The sequence below is a fragment of the Rudanella paleaurantiibacter genome (genome assembly GCF_009184635.1).
GTDB lineage: Bacteria > Bacteroidota > Bacteroidia > Cytophagales > Spirosomataceae > Rudanella > Rudanella paleaurantiibacter.
On the sequence record NZ_WELI01000005.1, the window covers coordinates 572,128 to 589,311 of the forward strand.

Sequence of the window (17,184 nt, forward strand, 5' to 3'; positions counted from 1 at the left end):
ATATTCAGATTAACAGAAAATTAATAAAACGATACGGATGAGCGTACGGGGTTGACTTTTAAAAGCGATTTCTGTTCTTTGCCCCGTTAACTCATGTTTCACATTAATCTATAAAAACGATGGGTCTATTGAATTTTTTTAAAGGCGTTGGTGAGAAAATCTTCGGCAAAGAGCACGAAGCACCAGCCGCTGAGCCCGCCAAACAAGCTGAAGTTGAGCCCCTGAAAGCACAGGCGTTGCTCAACCACGTGAAGCAACTTGGCTTAGCCTACAACAAACTGACGGTTAAAACCAAAGGCGATACGGTCATTCTGGAAGGGGAAGTTAAAACCCAGGAAGATGCCGAAAAGATTGCGTTGGCCGTAGGTAACGTAGAAGGCGTTCAAGTGGTAGACAATCAGCTGGAAGTTGCCGACCCAACCCCAGAAGCACGCTATTACACGGTTAAAGAAGGCGATTCGCTGTCAAAAATCTCGAAAGAGGTGTACGGTGACCCCATGAAATACGGCGTCATTTTCGAAGCTAACAAACCCATGCTCAAAGATCCTGACCTGATTTACCCAAATCAGGTACTGCGGATTCCGCAATTGTAATAAAAGGAGAAGGGAGGAAAGGAAAAGGGATATTAACTCTCCCTTTCCTTCCTCCCTTCTCCTTTCTCCTTTCTCCCTAATTCACTCCACCATCAATCCGGCTTTCGAGTATCTGCTGCAAATCAGCAGGCAGATTCGATAGGAAATCGTAGCCGGTACGTCGCTCCAGATCATCAATGCTGAGCGTGTACGCATACCAGGGTTTATCGGCGGCCGTTTGCCGGTTCGGAATATTTACCGCAATCACCCGGGTATTGCTGTTGACCCGTTGCAGATCGTTAGAACCCACGGGCAGCACAACAATTACTTTCCAGAGCGAAGCCGGCACGGTAATTTTACCATCGGCCAGTTTGCTTGCTTCCCCGTTACTTCCAGTACCTCCTGTACCCGTTGTTCCGGCAATAATGTATAGCTCATTGCTGCCGTTGAGCAGATTCCGGCAATAATCTTCGAGTTCTTTCCACACTTCGCGGTTATGACGCGGAGCTTCTGGCACGATATTGGTCAGTAAAAACGTAGCGCTATTGTCCTCCACCGATCCGTCGCGGTCGTCGGAGGGGCAAAGGTGCCCACGGTCAAAGCCCGTATTGGTGTAATCGGCGGTCTGAATAACGGGCCAATCGCGCGGCAGGGTGGCATCGGCCCGAAAATCGTTACCCCGCCGAACGGTTCCTTTCCAGGCGGTACTCAGGTGCCAGCTTACCCAATTAGCAATACCTCGACGACGATTGTACGAGAGGGTATAAGCCGATTTGACCATGAGGTAGTTGTTGGGGTCGCCCACCGATGCCCCACTCGGATTGCCCATCGCCAGGTTATTGTCGCGGGTGGGTTGCGTGTTGTTGGTGGTAGACCCGCCGGGTTGCGGAATCATGGTTCGGCAACCCTGATTAAGACTTAACAGCAGTGCCGTTGCCAGAACTACACCGAAATGAGTTGAGTAACAAATTGCTTTTTTTAGCATCCTTTTTGAACTTTACAGGGGTTAAACTGTGCCTCTACCTCAACAAGCGTTGAAATGCTTCACTCGCTCGTTGCATACTAATAGACTGAATACTCGTACTTTTTCCTTTTGTCATGTCGAAAAAAAAGCAGCCTTCTTCGTCAAGACCTGCCCCTAACTCAACGCCGAACGCCCGCCCTACTCCACCCCCGCCTATTCGGGTTGGCGGTACGGCAGCAACGGCTCCACGCCCTCAGTCGACGTTTGTGAAGCCTACGCCCCCCAAAGCGGTGACTCCGTCGGAGCCGGAGGTTTCGTTGCCAATTCCAACCCGGCCCGTGGCCTGGTGGCCCCCGGTGGTGCTGGCGCTTGTCGGCTTCTTGCTCTACGTCAACACGTTCAATCACGGTTATGCCCTCGACGATATTGCGGCCATTAGCCAAAACTTATTCGTGAAGGCCGGTCTCAAGGGGATTCCCGATCTGCTCCGCACCGAATTCTGGCACTTCAGCAATATCTCACTCGGTTATTACCGTCCGCTTTCGCTCATCACGTTTGCCATTGAGCACGAATTTGCCGGTAGCAACTCCGGCCTGAATCACCAGATCAACACCATTCTGTACGCTATTATTGGTCTGGTGCTGGGTATGCTGTTGCAAAAATGGTTCGTACAGCCTGCCAAACAAACTGCCGATGGACTCACAACCGAGGGTTCACAGCCCAACCGAACGGGCCAAATCATTACGGCTTTACTCATTGGTCTGATTTTCATAGCCCATCCGGTTCACACTGAGATTGTGGCCAACATCAAAGGGCGCGACGAAATTTTGAGCTTCCTGTTTATTTCGCTCATGTTGCTGTTCCACTGGCGCTACCTCGAAACCAACCGCTGGGGCTGGATCAAGCCCGATGCGCGGCTGGCAGCCGGGGCCGTAGTGAGCCTGATTGGCGGCCTGCTGGGTGGTTCACTGGTTTGGGGTATCATCGGAAAAGACAGTGTGAGCCTTCCTAATCAGATCGAAGCCGGGGTTAACCTGCTCGAAATTTTCCGCATTGCCGCAGCGGGCGTGCTGGGCAGCTTGCTGGTAACGGCGGGGCTGTCGGCACAGTACTCAAAGAAAGTTGGTAAGCAGGAACTCTGGTGGAATAACCCCGAGCTTAACGCTAAACTCACCGGGGTAGCCCTGACAACCGTTGCCGCCGTGATTGGGGCCGTCTTCATGGCAAGTACGCGGGGAATTCCTGAGATTACAACGGGGAAAGCGATCTGGATTGGCCTCGGCGCGGCCACGGGTAGCCTGCTCGTAACAAGCTGGCTTGGGCTGGCCTGTGCGTCGCTCTACTTTGCCTTCCTCTCAAAAGAGTCATCTATTGTTAGTATCGCCTTTATCCCGGCCGCGCAGTACTTCTTTGCCCGACGCAATATCTGGCGGTCGCTGTTGAGTTTGTGGCCGTTCCTGATCGTAGCCGCCCTGTTCTTCTACCAGAAGCTACAGATGATTGGCACATTGAGCGGCAAACCACCTGTCGACTGGGCCAACTACCCCTACGCCATTGAGGGTACGCAGATACGGAGTACGTTCAAGTTCTTTGCGTATTACCTGAAACTGCTGTTCCTGCCCCACCCACTTGTGTACGACTACTCGTACAACGTAATCCCCTCATCGAAAGGCACACAGACGATGCTCGTGGTGACGGGCCTGATTCTGATGCTTGGCCTTATTTACCTGACCATCAAAGGCTTCTTCCGCCGGACGGTCTGGGGCTTCGCCTTGTTCTGGTTCTTTGTAGCTATGGCACCGGGTCTGGGCTTTATCTGGATGCGGGGTGGTATCCTAGCCGAACGCTTCCTGTTTGCGGCCGTGCTGGGCTTCGCTATCGTGGTGGTCTGGGGCCTGCAACAGCTTTTTGCGAAAATACCGGCATTCTCGGCTACCCAGTCTGATGCGTCGGGGGCCGCTACCCCTCGGCCGGTGCTGGCTCAGTACGCTCCGCTGATTGCCTTGCTGACGGTGGTACTCGGGCTGTATTCGTTCAAGACCGTAACACGTAACGAAGACTGGAAAAACAACTTCGTGCTGTTTAACTCTGCCTTGCCGTACTCGCCCAGCAGCTGTCAGGTGCAACGGCACGTGGCTAACGAATGGATCGAAAAAGGGCTGAAAGACCGCTCAAAGGCCGACTCAATTGCCAACGCGACCAATGCCGCTGTGGTTAAACTAACCGATAATCAGAAGAGAGCCGACATGGTTAAAAAAGCGCAGGTGCTTATTGATACCAACGTGGCGGCCGCTAACAAGCACGGCCGGTGGGCACTCGATCACCTGAAAGAGGCCACGCAGATTTACCCCGGTTTTGGTGAGGCTTATTTCTCTATGGCCTACGTGTTCCAGAAAATTATCCCGAACCGCGACTCGGCTGTGTATTATTACAAGCAGACGATCCGGGCGGCCAATGCCTACGCACCGGCCTACAACAACCTCGGGGTTATTTACCAAAACGAAGGCGGTGCTGACCGTCGGAAGCTGGAACTGGCCTCGTACTACTACAATAAGTCGATTGAGGTAAACCCGGCTTACATTGATGGTCGCAACAACCACGCAGCTTTGAAAAGAGCAACGGGTATCGATGTAAAAGTACTGCCCCAGCAAATTATCGATTCCTATTAATACCGGCCTGATAGAATCAGCTACCGACCGACGTAAGCGGAGTCACTTTACAAAGTGGCTCCGCTTTTTTTGTGAATGGTAAGACGAAATATTAAGCGTACTTGTAGAGATACAAATATAATTTTCCCGAGAACAGCCCATTTTGGGGCTTATCCATATAGGCCGCTCGCTCAAAAACGGGAAGTAGCAACGGGGGCTAATTCCCTCTAAAAGCCCCCCTCTCTGATAAAAAATATATCATAAAAAGTCACAAAATCAAATAAATGAATATCAGTGATTTACCCTAAACAAATAAACTAAAATTTACATAAAATACCCATCGGCAAAAACAATAACTAATACAACCTTCCCTCCATAAGGTTACTAAAACAATACAACAATCTATTTTTCTGAAGCGTTGGAGCAGTAACAGTTTGTCCGGCAACATCCGGCTTACTGGAGTAAACTATATAACAAAACCTCTCAACGTATGAATGTCAAACTTTCTGGTCGCCTGGTTCGCCAAGCCTTAGCGGCCGCTCTACTCAGCACAGCTCCTTTCTTATACAGCTGTAGCAATCAGGTCGTAGACCCCGCCCCAACAACGGGCACCACGGGTCCGGGTTCCGGTACCGTAACAACCCCTGGAACAGGTACAACTACCACACCAGGCACGGGTACAACCACTACGCCGGGTACAGGCACAAGCACCACGCCGGGTACAGGCACAAGCACTACGCCGGGTACCGTATTCCCAACAGCTACGTACGTAAGCCAACAGGCTAATCTGAACTTTCTGGAGGCCGCTATCGCACGCGCCGGCTTGACCGATGAGGTTAACAAAGGTGGGCTTACGTTGTTTGCGCCATCGGACGAAGCATTCCGGGCAGCAGGATACGCCAGTGAGGCAGCCGTAAGTGCAGCGCCTGTAGCGGATCTGCAACGGATTCTCCGGTACCACATTGTCGGCTCTGTTATTGACCTTCCCGCGTTCCCAACGGCCGTTAATACGTCGTATCAGACGGCATTGGCCAACGCCCGGCTCACGGTTTACAAGGCAAGCGCTTCGGACATCAGTGTTAACTCCGCTAAGATTACCCAGGGCAACAACCCCACGGTGAGCAGCGTTGTGCACATCATTAATCGTGTATTGATGCCGCCAACGGCCAACGCTACCGATGTAGCTAAAGCAAACGCTAATTTGACATTCCTGGCAGTAGCCGCCGAGCGCGCAGGAACCTCGATTCAGACAATTCTGTCGGGCGATTCGCAGAACGGTGTAACCATCTTCGCCCCGACCAACGATGCATTTAAAGCTGCTGGTTTTGCCGATGAGGCTGCTATCCGGGCCGCTGACCCGAAACGTTTGGCCGACATTCTGTCGTACCACGTTCTGAACTATCGCGCTTTTGCGCAGACCTTCCAGAACGGTGCTGACGTGGCTACCGCCAACGGAGCTACGGTTCGTTTCAACGTCAACAATGGTAAGGTTACTATTTTGGGTAAAGGCAATGGCAACAATGTTGCCAATATCGTAACGCCCGATCAGGTAGCTTCAAACGGAGTTATCCACGTGATCGACCGGCTGTTGTTGCCTACTAATCCGTAAGCAAATTCTCAATTAGGTAGGTAGTGGAAAAAGGCCCTGTTCACTTGAGCAGGGCCTTTTTTTAATGAGCTTCGGTCATTAATTCTTCCAGAATTTTCTGAGCCGCCACCGATATGATCGTGCCCGGCCCGAATACTCCTTTCACGCCCGCATCGTACAGATACTGGTAATCAGCCGGTGGAATAACCCCTCCGGCAATCACCAGAATATCCGAACGGCCAATGGCCCGTAGTTCGTCGATCAGCTGAGGAACCAATGTTTTGTGCCCAGCCGCCAGGCTCGATACGCCCACGATATGTACATCATTCTCAGCGGCTTGCCGGGCCACTTCAGCAGGTGTCTGGAACAAAGGCCCCATATCGACGTCAAACCCTAAATCGGCAAAACTCGTAGCAATCACCTTGGCCCCCCGATCGTGCCCATCCTGCCCCATTTTGGCAATCAGGATACGGGGCCGCCGACCATCGAGTTCGGCAAACTGATTGGCCATTTGCCGGGCAGCCGCAAAATTTTCATCATCCGACACTTCGGCAGAGTACACGCCCGATACGGCCCGAATTGTGGCTTTATGCCGACCAAATGCTTTCTCCATGGCATCCGAAATTTCGCCCAATGTAGCCCGGTGCCGGGCAGCCTCCACGGCCAATGCGAGTAGGTTTGAGCTCATTGACCCTCCCTCTAGCGGGGAGGGGCCGGGGGTGGGGTTCTTCGCAGCCTCATACAACCGGTCCAATGCTTCGTTTACCTTCAGTTCATCCCGCGTGGCTTTAACCTGCTTAAGTCGGGCAATCTGACTCTCCCGAACCGCCTGATTGTCTACTTCGAGCAACTCAATCTCGGTTTCCGATTGGGTTTGATACCGGTTTACCCCCACAATCACGTCTTTGCCCCCGTCTATGCGCGCCTGCTTACGAGCGGCAGCTTCCTCGATCCGAAGTTTAGGCAGGCCCGTTTCGATAGCTTTAGTCATGCCCCCCAGCTGTTCAACCTCCTCAATAAGCGCCCAGGCTTTTTGGACAAGCTCGTGCGTGAGCGTTTCAACGTAGTACGAACCACCCCAGGGGTCAACAGCGCGGGTTATGTCGGTCTCGTGTTGCAGGTAAAGTTGGGTATTGCGGGCAATGCGGGCCGAAAAGTCGGTGGGCAGCGCAATAGCTTCATCGAGCGAGTTGGTATGCAAACTCTGGGTTCCGCCAAAGGCTGCGGCCAACGCTTCGATGGTTGTCCGGGCCACGTTGTTGAACGGGTCCTGCTCGGTCAGGCTATACCCCGACGTTTGGCAGTGAGTCCGCAATGCCAGCGACTTTTTATTCTTCGGGTCGAACGATTGCACAATCCGGGCCCACAGCAACCGGGCCGCCCGCATCTTGGCAATTTCCATGAAATGATTCATGCCGATTCCCCAGAAAAACGACAGCCGGGGCGCAAAATCGTCGATACCCATACCCGCAGCCAGCCCGGTCCGAATGTACTCAAGGCCATCGGCGAGCGTGTAAGCCAGCTCAATATGCGCTGGGGCCCCAGCCTCGTGCATGTGGTAGCCGCTGATACTGATTGAGTTGAACCGGGGCATATGGCGGCTCGTAAAGGCGAAAATATCGCCCACAATCCGCATCGATGGCTCAGGCGGGTAGATGTAGGTGTTACGTACCATGAACTCTTTCAGAATGTCGTTCTGAATCGTACCCGACAGTTTTTCGGAAGATACGCCCTGTTCCTCAGCGGCCACGATATAAAACGCCATGACCGGAATGACGGCCCCGTTCATGGTCATCGACACCGACATCTGATCGAGCGGAATCTGATCGAACAGAATCTTCATGTCCTCCACGGTATCAATGGCTACGCCCGCTTTACCAACGTCGCCCACCACGCGCTGATGATCGGAGTCGTAACCCCGGTGCGTAGCCAGGTCAAACGCAACCGACAGCCCTTTTTGCCCGGCTGCGAGGTTGCGCCGATAAAACGCGTTGGAGGCTTCGGCCGTGGAGAAACCCGCGTACTGCCGAACAGTCCAGGGCTGACGTACGTACATACTACTGTATGGCCCACGCAGAAAAGGAGGAATACCGGCCACATAATCCAGATGATCGGTCGGGGCGAGGTCGGCCGCTGTAAACCGGGGTTTGAGCTTGATTCCTTCAGCCGTGGTTACCGGTGCCGTCTGCGAAGCTGCTAACTGTGTTGCTTCGGGGGTTGAAACCGGTAGTTGTATTGATGAAAAATGGGGACGCATGGTACAAAAAATACGTTTCGTACATTGAAAACTTCTACTTCGTAACGGCTGCCAGTACCCGCTTGATCAGCTCGTTGGGCGAGCCATTGTGCCAACGCCAGACCACGACCAAATCATGCTCCGGATCGACCCAGATGGTGTTCTGACCGGCGCCCAGTGCGGCAAAGCTCGAAGCGGGGGCATCGGGCCAGGCCTTTTGTTCCGTATTGAGCCACCAAAGATACCCGTAATCGGGACCAACGGGGCCGCGCGTGGTGGCCTGTTTCACCCAATCGGCAGACACAATCTGTCGGTCGTTCCAGCGCCCCTGCCGGAGCATCAGATAGCCAAAACGAGCTTCATCGCGGGTATTGATCCAAAGGCCACCACCCCACCGGGTACCACCACTCACCGACGGCATCGACCGCCCCTCAACCGTGGCTACGGCGTTCGGGTACGGAATATACTGCCAGGTATCGGATGCCCCAATAGGATTCATGATTTCATCCCGAAAAACCTCAGGAATAGGTTTCTTCCAGATTCGTAAGAGCGAGAGTGCAAATCGGTTGATGCGCACATCGTTGTATTCGTAGAAGGTGCCGGGCTTTTGCAGGCTGCGGGGTTTACGCTCGCCTTTCCCAAACGCTTCTTTCCCGACAAAATCGGCATTTTTACCCCACAAATCGCCTTCCCACTCGCTTGTCTGCCGCACGTGATGCTCCCACGTAACCTGACTATTCTGAGCCGACTCGTAACCGCCATCCTGAATGCGTTGCCGCACAGGTTCGTCGATACGGCCAATTAGCTTACGGTCGAGCGTGATACCCAATACCGTGGAGAGCACACTTTTAGCTACGCTATACGTAGGGTCGGCCCGGCGGGTATCTCCCCATTCAGCCACAATGTAGCCGCGCCGGAGCACAATACCGTTAGTAGCCGCCCGGCTGGTGGGCATAGGACCAAGCAACTTCCCGAAAATCTCCTCCTGCGTTGAAAAGTCGGGGGCCATCTGCGTGGTTTCCTGTGTCTTGGCCCAGGCAACAGCCTCGGCTAACTTGGCGGCATCCATACCAACCTGTTCAGGTTTACGGGTTGCCCAGGCATCGCCTTTGGCTGGGAAATAAGTCGCATCAGATGCTGACGGTCGCTGACAGGCCGTGCTGAAGGCGAGCAGAATGAAGAGACAGGGCCCGTAAAGGAATTTCATAGAGTGACGGGAGTTGATGAATTACGGTTACGGCAACGAATATCGGGAATCGGCCCGAAGCTCGCCCTACCCCTTCGCTATTTTTACAATCAACCTGCTTTAACGAATCAACTTACAGACTATCCTTATTCAGATTATTTCTAAACAACTCTTGCATGAACGCGTTTCACCCTATACTTTTGCACTGTTTAAAATGAGTCTAAAGAAATGCAACTCCGTCAGACAGCACTCCTATATATCTCTTTTTTATCATTAGCTTCATACACCACGTCATCCGCACTGGCCCACTCAGCAGCTATCCCGGCCATTTTTGCCGATGACAATGAAGGGCCAGTTCTAACGGGCGGTCTTCAGGGCCAGATTCGTGACCAAAACGGCGAACCGGCAGCGGGTCTGACCATCCAGCTGAAAGGTACTGTGCGGGCCCTGAGCACTGACGCCAATGGCAATTTTGACTTTCGCAGCCTGCCAACCGGCACGTACACCTTGGTTGCTTCGGGCGTGGGGATTCAGCCGTTAGAGCAGAAAGTGGAAGTTCGCCGGGCTGAAACAACGACGCTGACTCTCACCGTTCAGGAAAGCATACTGCAACTGGCCGAGGTTCAGATTCGGGCGGCAAAAGGCCTGCGCGAGCGCGAAACCCTTCCCGAAATTAGCACAACGGCGATCTACGCCGGTAAGAAATCAGAAGTAGTCAATCTGGCCGCTCTGGATGCCAACCTGGTGACCAACAACAGTCGGCAGGTGTTCAGCAAAACACCGGGCGTGATGGTCTGGGAAAGCGACGGCTCAGGTATGCAGGTAGGCGTATCGGTACGTGGACTTAGCCCCAACCGCTCGTGGGAGTTCAACGTGCGCCAGAACGGGATCGACATTAGTTCTGATCCGTTTGGCTACCCCGAAGCGTACTACAACCCACCGATGCAAGCCGTGGAGCGCATCGAACTGGTGCGGGGTGGAGCATCGTTGCAGTACGGACCACAGTTTGGCGGCTTACTCAACTACGTGCTGAAGCCAGCCGCGCAGGATAAACCTTTCAGTTTCGAAACCCAGCAGACCGTTGGCAGCTACGGCTTATTCTCGACCTACAATCGGGTGAGTGGCACCTCGGGGCGTTTGCAATACAACGCCTACGTAGATTACCGCCGGGCCGACGGATGGCGTCAGAATAGCCGCTACGGCATATTCAACGGGTTCGCGTCTATTTCGTACGCCGTGACGAATAAACTCCGGCTGGGCTTTGAAGTGTCACAACTATACAACGAGAGCCAGCAACCGGGCGGCCTCACCGACGCTCAGTTTGCGCAGGACGCCCGCCAAAGCAGCCGCGCCCGCAACTGGTTTAGCACCCCCTGGACCGTGCCAACACTCAAAGCCGAATACGCCATCAGCGACAATACCCGGCTCACAGCTACCCTGCACGGGTTGGTGGGCCAGCGCAACAGCATCGGCTTTACGTCGGCCATTACCACACCCGATGCCCCTGATGCAACAGGTCAAATGGCCAACCGCCAAATCGACCGTGACCACTACAAAAACTGGGGTGGCGAGGTACGGCTCGTAAGCCGGTATAACTGGCTCGGGCAGCAACATGCACTCGCAACCGGCGTGAAGTACTTCAACGGGCACACCCACCGCACGCAGCAGGGTCGTGGTGACCGGGGGAGTGATTTCAACCTCGACCTGCAAACCGAACTGTTTCCGCGCGACCTGAGCCTGCGTGTGACCAACGTGGCGGCCTTTGCCGAATCGATGTTCCGCCTGAACAAGCGTTGGACGGTTACACCCGGCCTGCGGCTCGAATCGCTCCAGAACGACATCAGCGGCCGGTTAAGCTTTGCCGCCAACGGCTCCGAAAATCGCGTGTCACAGCAGAGCAGCCGCCAGTTTTTGCTGGCCGGTATTGGTACTGAATTTAAGCTGGCTCAGGATATCAGCCTGTATGCCAACGCTTCACAGGCCTACCGCCCGGTCCTGTTCTCTGACCTGACGCCAGCCGCCGTAACCGATTTTGTGGTTGACCCGAACCTGCGCGATGCCCGCGGCTACTCGGTCGATGCCGGGGTGCGGGGTAAGTTTCGGAACTACCTCAACTTCGATGTGAGCTATTACTTTGTGAATTACAACGACCGGATTGGTACCCTATCGCTCGTGAACGAAGCCGGGCGTACCTACCAGTTCCGTACCAACATTGGCCGGAGCGTAAGCCGGGGCGTAGAAGCCTACGTGGAGTTTGATCCGATTGTAGCCCTGGCAGGCCGGTCGGCAGTGGGTTACCTGAGCCTGTTTACTTCGCTTGGCTTTACGGACGCCCGGTACCGCAACCTGCGCACCACGAGTGTGAGCAACGGGCAGGTGAACGAAACCAACCTCCGCGACCGCTTCGTTGAAAATGCCCCCGAGTTTATCGGCCGTTTTGGTGCTAACTACTCGTACCGGGGCTTTACGCTGACGGCGCTGATGAACCGCGTAGGCAAAGCGTATAGCGACGCCAACAACACGGTTAATGCATCGGCAAACGCCCAAACCGGTCTGATTCCGGCGTATAGGGTGTTTGACCTGTCGGCCTCCCTCAACCTGAAAAAGCGTTACACGGTTCGGGCGGGGGTTAACAACCTTACCGACGAGCGTTACTTTACCCGCCGGGCGGGTGGTTATCCCGGTCCGGGTCTGTTACCAGCCGATGGCCGCACGGCGTATCTGTCAGTCGGGCTGAAACTATAACAGTCCGAAAGCGTCAGACGGACTATCGTCAATCAGTACTTTCTCTTTCCTCGTTTAACTCATCGATTACCCAAAACGCCGAAAGGGGAGCATGTGCTCCCCTTTCGGCGTTTTGGTATCAAGATTACTTACTCAAACGATTCGGCCAATCGGCGCACCGGCAAGCCTTCTCCCGAAGGTTGAGCAACAACCGGTTTATCAGCCTGCACACCCTCATCGAACCGGAATTTGTTGACACCTACCAGCACCTTTCCTTGTACCACGGCCTGGACACGGGCGGCATACCCCGCGTCGATTTCGGTTTTGACCCAGTCGGTCGCTTTGGCGAGCCCTCCTTTAGCTTCCACGTCCAGAAACAATTGCCAGGCAGCTTCCGTCAGTTGGTGCGTGAGGGTTTCAATATAATAACTACCGGCTGCAGGGTCGGCTACCCGGTTGAAATAGCTTTCTTCGGTCAGCAGCAACGACACATTTCGGGCAATCCGCTGCCCAAACGCATCGGAAGAGCTGGTCAGGGCATTGAAAGGCCGAACGGTGAGCAAATCGCAACCGCCCACGGTGGCCGACATAGCTTCGGTAGTAGCCCGGAGCAGGTTCGTGTACGGCGTTGCCGTTGATTCATAAAATGCGGAGGTTTGCGCATGGATGAATGCCGGAACCGAGATACCGTATCCTGCCCCAAAACGCGCCCACAATACGCGCAAGGCCCGTAGTTTGGCAATTTCCAGAAAATAGCTGGTACCGACCGCTACCGACAATATGGTTTTTGGGCCGAGTTGCTCGGGGGTTAGCCCCTGTTCGGTGAGCGGGTCGTAGGTATCAGTCAGACGGGCCAGCAAAAACGCAAGCTCCTGAACAGCGGTTGCCCCGGCATTGTGAAAATCGTGGCCAGAAACGCACACCGTTCTGAATTGGGGCGAATCGGCCGAGAGCCGGGTGGCCTGGGCCGTAGTCTCGTCCGGTTTGCTCAGAAGCCCCCCTTTGAGCTGATATGGCGCTACGGTGCGCAGGGCGTTGAGTAGATCAGCGGCTGAGTCAGTGGTATCAAAAAACAGGGGTGTTTCACTTAGTTTAATGCCGTTCAGCAACCGGCTCAGTTGGCTCGTGTCGGCTATGGCCGCCCCCTCAGCCCGGCCCGATGCCAAAATAAGCGCATCGGCTCCACTACTCACTTGCTCGGTAATGGCCTTGTTATCGACTTTCGTATCGCCGGTCAGGTGGTACACGGGCGTATTGAGCCAGCCCGGCTCGGCCTTTTGCACGGCCTGCACGGTTTGCCAGGGCACATCGGTCAGTTGGTCGCGGGTATAGAACGGTTCAACGACAAACCCCTCGGCCGATGCCGACGTTTCGACACGCCACCGAAGCGTTTCGTAAGCATTCGGATCTTTGAGGTCTTTGCCAACCTGCGCGATCCAGTCGGCTTGTGAACTACCCGGAAAAAGCGCGTTGCTTGGTGGGTTCATACCAGACTTAGTTTGTTTGTTTGTAAAAGTAGCAGATCGAATTTGGGCCACCAAAACTGACCGGCAACTCGAAAGTCTGTCCTGTTTTTGTACTATTTCAAGGTCTTTCAAAATTAGATTGACAAGCGACCCGGAAACACTGTATTTTCGTCAATAGAAAGCCATCACGGGCATCGGGCCAAGGGGTTTTTTACTACTTTTGTCTCCCTTTTTAGGAAACACCCACTGATTAAGTCAAAGTTTACCCGTGAACGTAGCCATACAGACAGGAATGCAGCGCGAAGTGACGATGGTATGGAACCGATGCCTACAGGTAATCCGCGAGATTGTACCTGAGCAAAGTTTTAATACCTGGTTTGAGCCGATTATTCCACTTCGTTTGCAAGGCAATGTTCTGACCATTCAGGTACCCAGCCAGTTTTTCTACGAATGGCTGGAGGAAAACTTCGTGCACGCCCTGCGCCGGGCCCTCGATGCCAGCATTGGCCGCGATGGGCAATTGGAGTACAGCATTATTGTGGATCAGGGCAACGAACGTAACCGCCCCCTTGCGGTGCAAATGCCCACCACCAAGTCGCCCCAAAACGCCAAACCCGACAACGTTAACCCCGACATTCTGCGGAGCCCGTTTCAGCTGAAAAATCTGGACTCGATGGATCTGGATTCGTATCTGAACCCGACCTACGCGTTTGATAATTACGTAGAGGGCGACTGTAACCGACTGGCCCGTTCGGCGGGATTTGCGGTGGCTCAGCGGCCGGGCGTTACGGCGTTCAACCCGCTGATGATTTACGGCGGAGTGGGTCTCGGCAAAACGCACCTTGTGCAGGCCATTGGTAACTACATCAAGAATAATTATGGGGATAAATTTGTCCTGTACGTCACCTCGGAAAAGTTTACCAATCAGTTTCTGAACGCGATCAAAACGGACACCCTGCGCGATTTTACGCAGTTCTACATGCAGGTAGATGTGCTGGTGATCGATGACGTGCAGTTTCTCCAGAAGAAAGAAAAAACGCAGGAGATCTTCTTCCACATCTTCAATCACCTGCACCAGTCGGGGAAGCAGATCATTCTGACCTCCGATCGGGCTCCCCGGAATCTCGACGGCCTCGAAGACCGTCTGTTGTCGCGCTTTAAATGGGGCCTCACGGCTGATCTGCAAACGCCCGATCTGGAAACCCGGATTGCCATTATGCAGAAAAAGCTACAGGCTGAGGGCGTTTATATCGACGATAATGTGATCGAGTACCTGGCCCACAGCATTAACACCAACGTGCGCGAGCTGGAGGGGGTGATTGTGTCGCTGATGGCGCAGGCTTCGCTCACACGCCGGGAAATTGACCTCGATCTGGCCAAACAGACCCTCCGTAACATTGTGGTCGACTCCGACAAGGAGGTGACCATCGACACGGTGCAGGAAATGGTTGCCGAATTTTTCAACGTGACCGTCGCCGACCTTAAAGCCAAGAGCCGCAAGCGTGAACTGGTGTACCCCCGGCAGGTGGCCATGTACATTGCTAAAGAAAAAACCGACCTCTCGCTCAAGTCAATTGGGTATCATTTTGGCGGCCGCGACCACAGCACCGTGATTCACGCGATTCAGACCATCAACGATCTGATGACCGAAAAGCCCGAAACCCGCGACGCGGTGACCAAGCTGAGGAGCTATTTCAAGTAAGGGGGACTTACTGTCTTTGCGTTGCCCGCGGCCATTCCGGTGAGAAAATACCATGCCCGCGCTTACTTACGCGAAAAGGTAAACCGTTGAAGCGCACCCCACGTATTGTTCGCACCCAAAGAGCCGACGTTACGGATACGTACTGGAACCACTGTGTGGATGGCTCGGCATCCGGTTCCTTTTACGGGTACAGCTGGTATCTCGACGCTGTCACGAGCTTGCCAGGCTGGAAATGGGAAGGCCTCATTTTGCGCACTGAATCAGGTGCATACGCGGCCGTTATGCCCGTTCCGTTGCGCCGGAAATACGGCTTCTGGGTAGTTCACCAACCCCTTTTTTGCCAGTTCCTGAGCATTTACGGGCCACAGATAACAACGCCTATTGCCGATCAGTTTGCGCGGGTATTATTGACCGAATACCGCTACGGTTCTATCCTGCATCTGCAACTACCCGTGGCCACACCGGGCTTTACGGAGGGTCCGTTTCTGGTTCAGGAGTACCATACACACCTGCTACCCCTGCAACACCCCTACCCTCATTTGTACCAGCAATACGCTCCTGATACCCGCCGACACCTGCGCCGGGCAAAAGCTGCCAACTGGACCGTAGAGACGTCAACTGACCTGACACCTTTGCTAAATTTATTCAAAGCACACCATGCGGGTACCATTCCGGGCGGTGTGGCAGAGTGGGCGTACGATGGGCTCAACAATGTGGTACAGGCACTTCAGAAACATGGTATGGTTACGCTTCGGTATGCCAGCCGCGACGGTAAGCCCGAAGCAGGCGTTTTGTTTGCACATACCGGCAACCGGGTGGTGTACCTGTTTAATGCCGCTTCGGCAGTGGGCCGAAAACACCACGCCCGAACCATCCTGATCGATCAATGGATACAGGAGACATCCGGGCGAAGAGTATATGTATTCGATTTTGAAAGCTCCGAAAAGAGGTCAATAGCGCGTTTTTATAAGAAATTCGGCACGGTACCCTCGGGTTATTTGGTCCTGCGCTGGAATCAGATGCCGAAGCTTTTCCGGGGCATCTTAGCGCTAAAAAACTGGCTCTTGCGGCTTTAACGAGCCAGTTAGGGCGTTAATTAACGTGAGTTAGGCTCAAGCTGAATGTAAATACTTGCCTGGTAAGTGATTGCTTACGCGTAGGGCTTCGACAGGCTCAGCCTGACGGTAAACTTGAGAGTATTGGCTCAGGCCGGGCCGCGTTCGGCTGAGCCTGTCGAAGCCCTACGCGCCAGCCATTTTTCATAATTCACGTTAAATCAGTGAAACTTGGGCGGTTGCTTCAGACCATCGAACCGCTTGATGTCCATATCGAGCGAACCAATCGCCAACTCGACCTCTACCTTCATGGGTACTTTATTGGCGTCGTCTGACACCCAGATTTTGATTGACTCTTCGTCCTTAAAAAAGCCATTGGCGGGCATTACCGGATTCAGCCGAATGACGTTGATCTTACCAAACTTGGTCTTAATAGTCTCTTTACCCCGGTACCGGACCTTGAAGTTGTACACGGTTTCATCATAAAAGGCCGGCACTTCGACAATTTGCCCAACGGGCATCCGGTTAAAGTCGATGGTGCGCAGAAAATAGTAACTACTCACAACATCGTGTACATTATCGGGCACTTTGAATATATCTCGCTCGGTACGTTCCTCGGCCTTCACGGTATTGGAAAAGTGGTTGAACGTAACGTTCTCTTCTTTCCGATACCGGTTTTCCTGAATATTACTGTAAAAACGCTGCGGCAAAATAGCGGCCGTATCGATGTATGAGCGCCAGGTATCGCGTACCCGAGTCACCAGATCGAACGCACCAATCGTACGGCCTTTCACGTCGACCTTGTAACAAGCCCGATCATTCACCTTGTAAAGGCCCGGCGCCACGTCTACCACGGCTTCGGCCGCATTGACAAAGCCATAATGAACTCGGTATTCGATATGTTCGCCCGGCCCAAAGCTGTTATTGACCACACGCCGGTAGGTGTTCAGGTTGCCATCGTACGCGTTCACGAACCCAAACGCAACCACAGCGGCCAAACTTATCCCTGCCAATACCTTCTTCATAATCTTCCGTTTTCTGTC

11 protein-coding genes are annotated in these 17,184 nt (G+C 53.7%); 6 read left to right on the forward strand and 5 right to left on the reverse strand.

Features of this window, described 5'->3' with window-relative positions; translation table 11 throughout:
• The first annotated feature begins 119 nt into the window (after positions 1–119).
• Positions 120–593 carry a peptidoglycan-binding protein LysM gene (gene lysM, locus F5984_RS14520; RefSeq protein ID WP_019990791.1) on the forward strand — a complete coding sequence of 158 codons (474 nt, stop codon included), beginning with the start codon at positions 120–122 and terminating at the stop codon, positions 591–593.
• 76 nt (positions 594–669) lie between these two features.
• Here lysM and F5984_RS14525 read toward each other — a convergent pair whose 3' ends face one another.
• On the reverse strand, positions 670–1,467 hold the full coding sequence (locus F5984_RS14525; protein WP_152124955.1) for a DNA/RNA non-specific endonuclease: 798 nt from the start codon (positions 1,465–1,467) through the stop codon (positions 670–672).
• Between the two features lie 203 nt (positions 1,468–1,670).
• Here F5984_RS14525 and F5984_RS14530 point away from each other — a divergent pair, with 203 nt between their 5' ends.
• Both F5984_RS14530 and F5984_RS14535 read left to right on the forward strand, forming a co-directional pair.
• Positions 1,671–4,205, forward strand: a complete 2,535-nt coding sequence (locus F5984_RS14530) for a tetratricopeptide repeat protein (RefSeq protein ID WP_317163109.1) — start codon at positions 1,671–1,673, stop codon at positions 4,203–4,205.
• A 469-nt stretch (positions 4,206–4,674) separates the two neighbouring features.
• Positions 4,675–5,793, forward strand: coding sequence for a fasciclin domain-containing protein (locus F5984_RS14535; RefSeq protein WP_152124956.1), 1,119 nt, complete (start codon positions 4,675–4,677; stop codon positions 5,791–5,793).
• 61 nt (positions 5,794–5,854) lie between these two features.
• Here the strand turns inward: F5984_RS14535 and scpA are convergent, their stop codons facing one another.
• Positions 5,855–8,029, reverse strand: a complete 2,175-nt coding sequence (scpA, locus tag F5984_RS14540; protein ID WP_152124957.1) for a methylmalonyl-CoA mutase — start codon at positions 8,027–8,029, stop codon at positions 5,855–5,857.
• 34 nt (positions 8,030–8,063) lie between these two features.
• Positions 8,064–9,215 (reverse strand): serine hydrolase domain-containing protein, encoded by a 1,152-nt coding sequence (locus F5984_RS14545; RefSeq protein WP_152124958.1) that lies wholly within the window; start codon positions 9,213–9,215, stop codon positions 8,064–8,066.
• A gap of 207 nt (positions 9,216–9,422) precedes the next feature.
• Here F5984_RS14545 and F5984_RS14550 point away from each other — a divergent pair, with 207 nt between their 5' ends.
• Positions 9,423–11,939 (forward strand): TonB-dependent receptor, encoded by a 2,517-nt coding sequence (locus tag F5984_RS14550; protein ID WP_152124959.1) that lies wholly within the window; start codon positions 9,423–9,425, stop codon positions 11,937–11,939.
• A 128-nt stretch (positions 11,940–12,067) separates the two neighbouring features.
• Here F5984_RS14550 and F5984_RS14555 read toward each other — a convergent pair whose 3' ends face one another.
• Positions 12,068–13,405: a methylmalonyl-CoA mutase family protein gene (locus tag F5984_RS14555; RefSeq protein ID WP_152124960.1), complete on the reverse strand. Its 1,338-nt coding sequence runs from the start codon at positions 13,403–13,405 to the stop codon at positions 12,068–12,070.
• A gap of 271 nt (positions 13,406–13,676) precedes the next feature.
• Here F5984_RS14555 and dnaA point away from each other — a divergent pair, with 271 nt between their 5' ends.
• Positions 13,677–15,086 (forward strand): chromosomal replication initiator protein DnaA, encoded by a 1,410-nt coding sequence (gene dnaA / locus F5984_RS14560; RefSeq protein WP_152125106.1) that lies wholly within the window; start codon positions 13,677–13,679, stop codon positions 15,084–15,086.
• Between the two features lie 86 nt (positions 15,087–15,172).
• The gene (locus F5984_RS14565) at positions 15,173–16,162 is read left to right on the forward strand and encodes a GNAT family N-acetyltransferase (RefSeq protein ID WP_246169012.1); all 990 of its coding nucleotides are present in this window, start codon (positions 15,173–15,175) and stop codon (positions 16,160–16,162) included.
• Positions 16,163–16,362: 200 nt separating this feature from the next.
• On the opposite strand, the gene F5984_RS14570 is transcribed toward F5984_RS14565, so the two are convergent.
• Positions 16,363–17,166, reverse strand: a complete 804-nt coding sequence (locus F5984_RS14570; protein ID WP_152124961.1) for a DUF3108 domain-containing protein — start codon at positions 17,164–17,166, stop codon at positions 16,363–16,365.
• Positions 17,167–17,184: the final 18 nt, after the last annotated feature.

Excerpts from the sequence above, each read along its gene's own strand:
- F5984_RS14545 (WP_152124958.1), bottom strand. The coding sequence starts at position 9,215 with ATGAAATTCCTTTACGGGCCCTGTCTCTTCATTCTGCTCGCCTTCAGC.
- F5984_RS14555 (WP_152124960.1), bottom strand. The coding sequence starts at position 13,405 with ATGAACCCACCAAGCAACGCGCTTTTTCCGGGTAGTTCACAAGCCGAC.
- F5984_RS14550 (WP_152124959.1), top strand. The coding sequence starts at position 9,423 with ATGCAACTCCGTCAGACAGCACTCCTATATATCTCTTTTTTATCATTA.
- F5984_RS14570 (WP_152124961.1), bottom strand. The coding sequence starts at position 17,166 with ATGAAGAAGGTATTGGCAGGGATAAGTTTGGCCGCTGTGGTTGCGTTT.
- F5984_RS14525 (WP_152124955.1), bottom strand. The coding sequence starts at position 1,467 with ATGATTCCGCAACCCGGCGGGTCTACCACCAACAACACGCAACCCACC.
- dnaA (WP_152125106.1), top strand. The coding sequence starts at position 13,677 with ATGCAGCGCGAAGTGACGATGGTATGGAACCGATGCCTACAGGTAATC.
- F5984_RS14530 (WP_317163109.1), top strand. The coding sequence starts at position 1,671 with ATGTCGAAAAAAAAGCAGCCTTCTTCGTCAAGACCTGCCCCTAACTCA.
- scpA (WP_152124957.1), bottom strand. The coding sequence starts at position 8,029 with ATGCGTCCCCATTTTTCATCAATACAACTACCGGTTTCAACCCCCGAA.
- F5984_RS14535 (WP_152124956.1), top strand. The coding sequence starts at position 4,675 with ATGAATGTCAAACTTTCTGGTCGCCTGGTTCGCCAAGCCTTAGCGGCC.
- lysM (WP_019990791.1), top strand. The coding sequence starts at position 120 with ATGGGTCTATTGAATTTTTTTAAAGGCGTTGGTGAGAAAATCTTCGGC.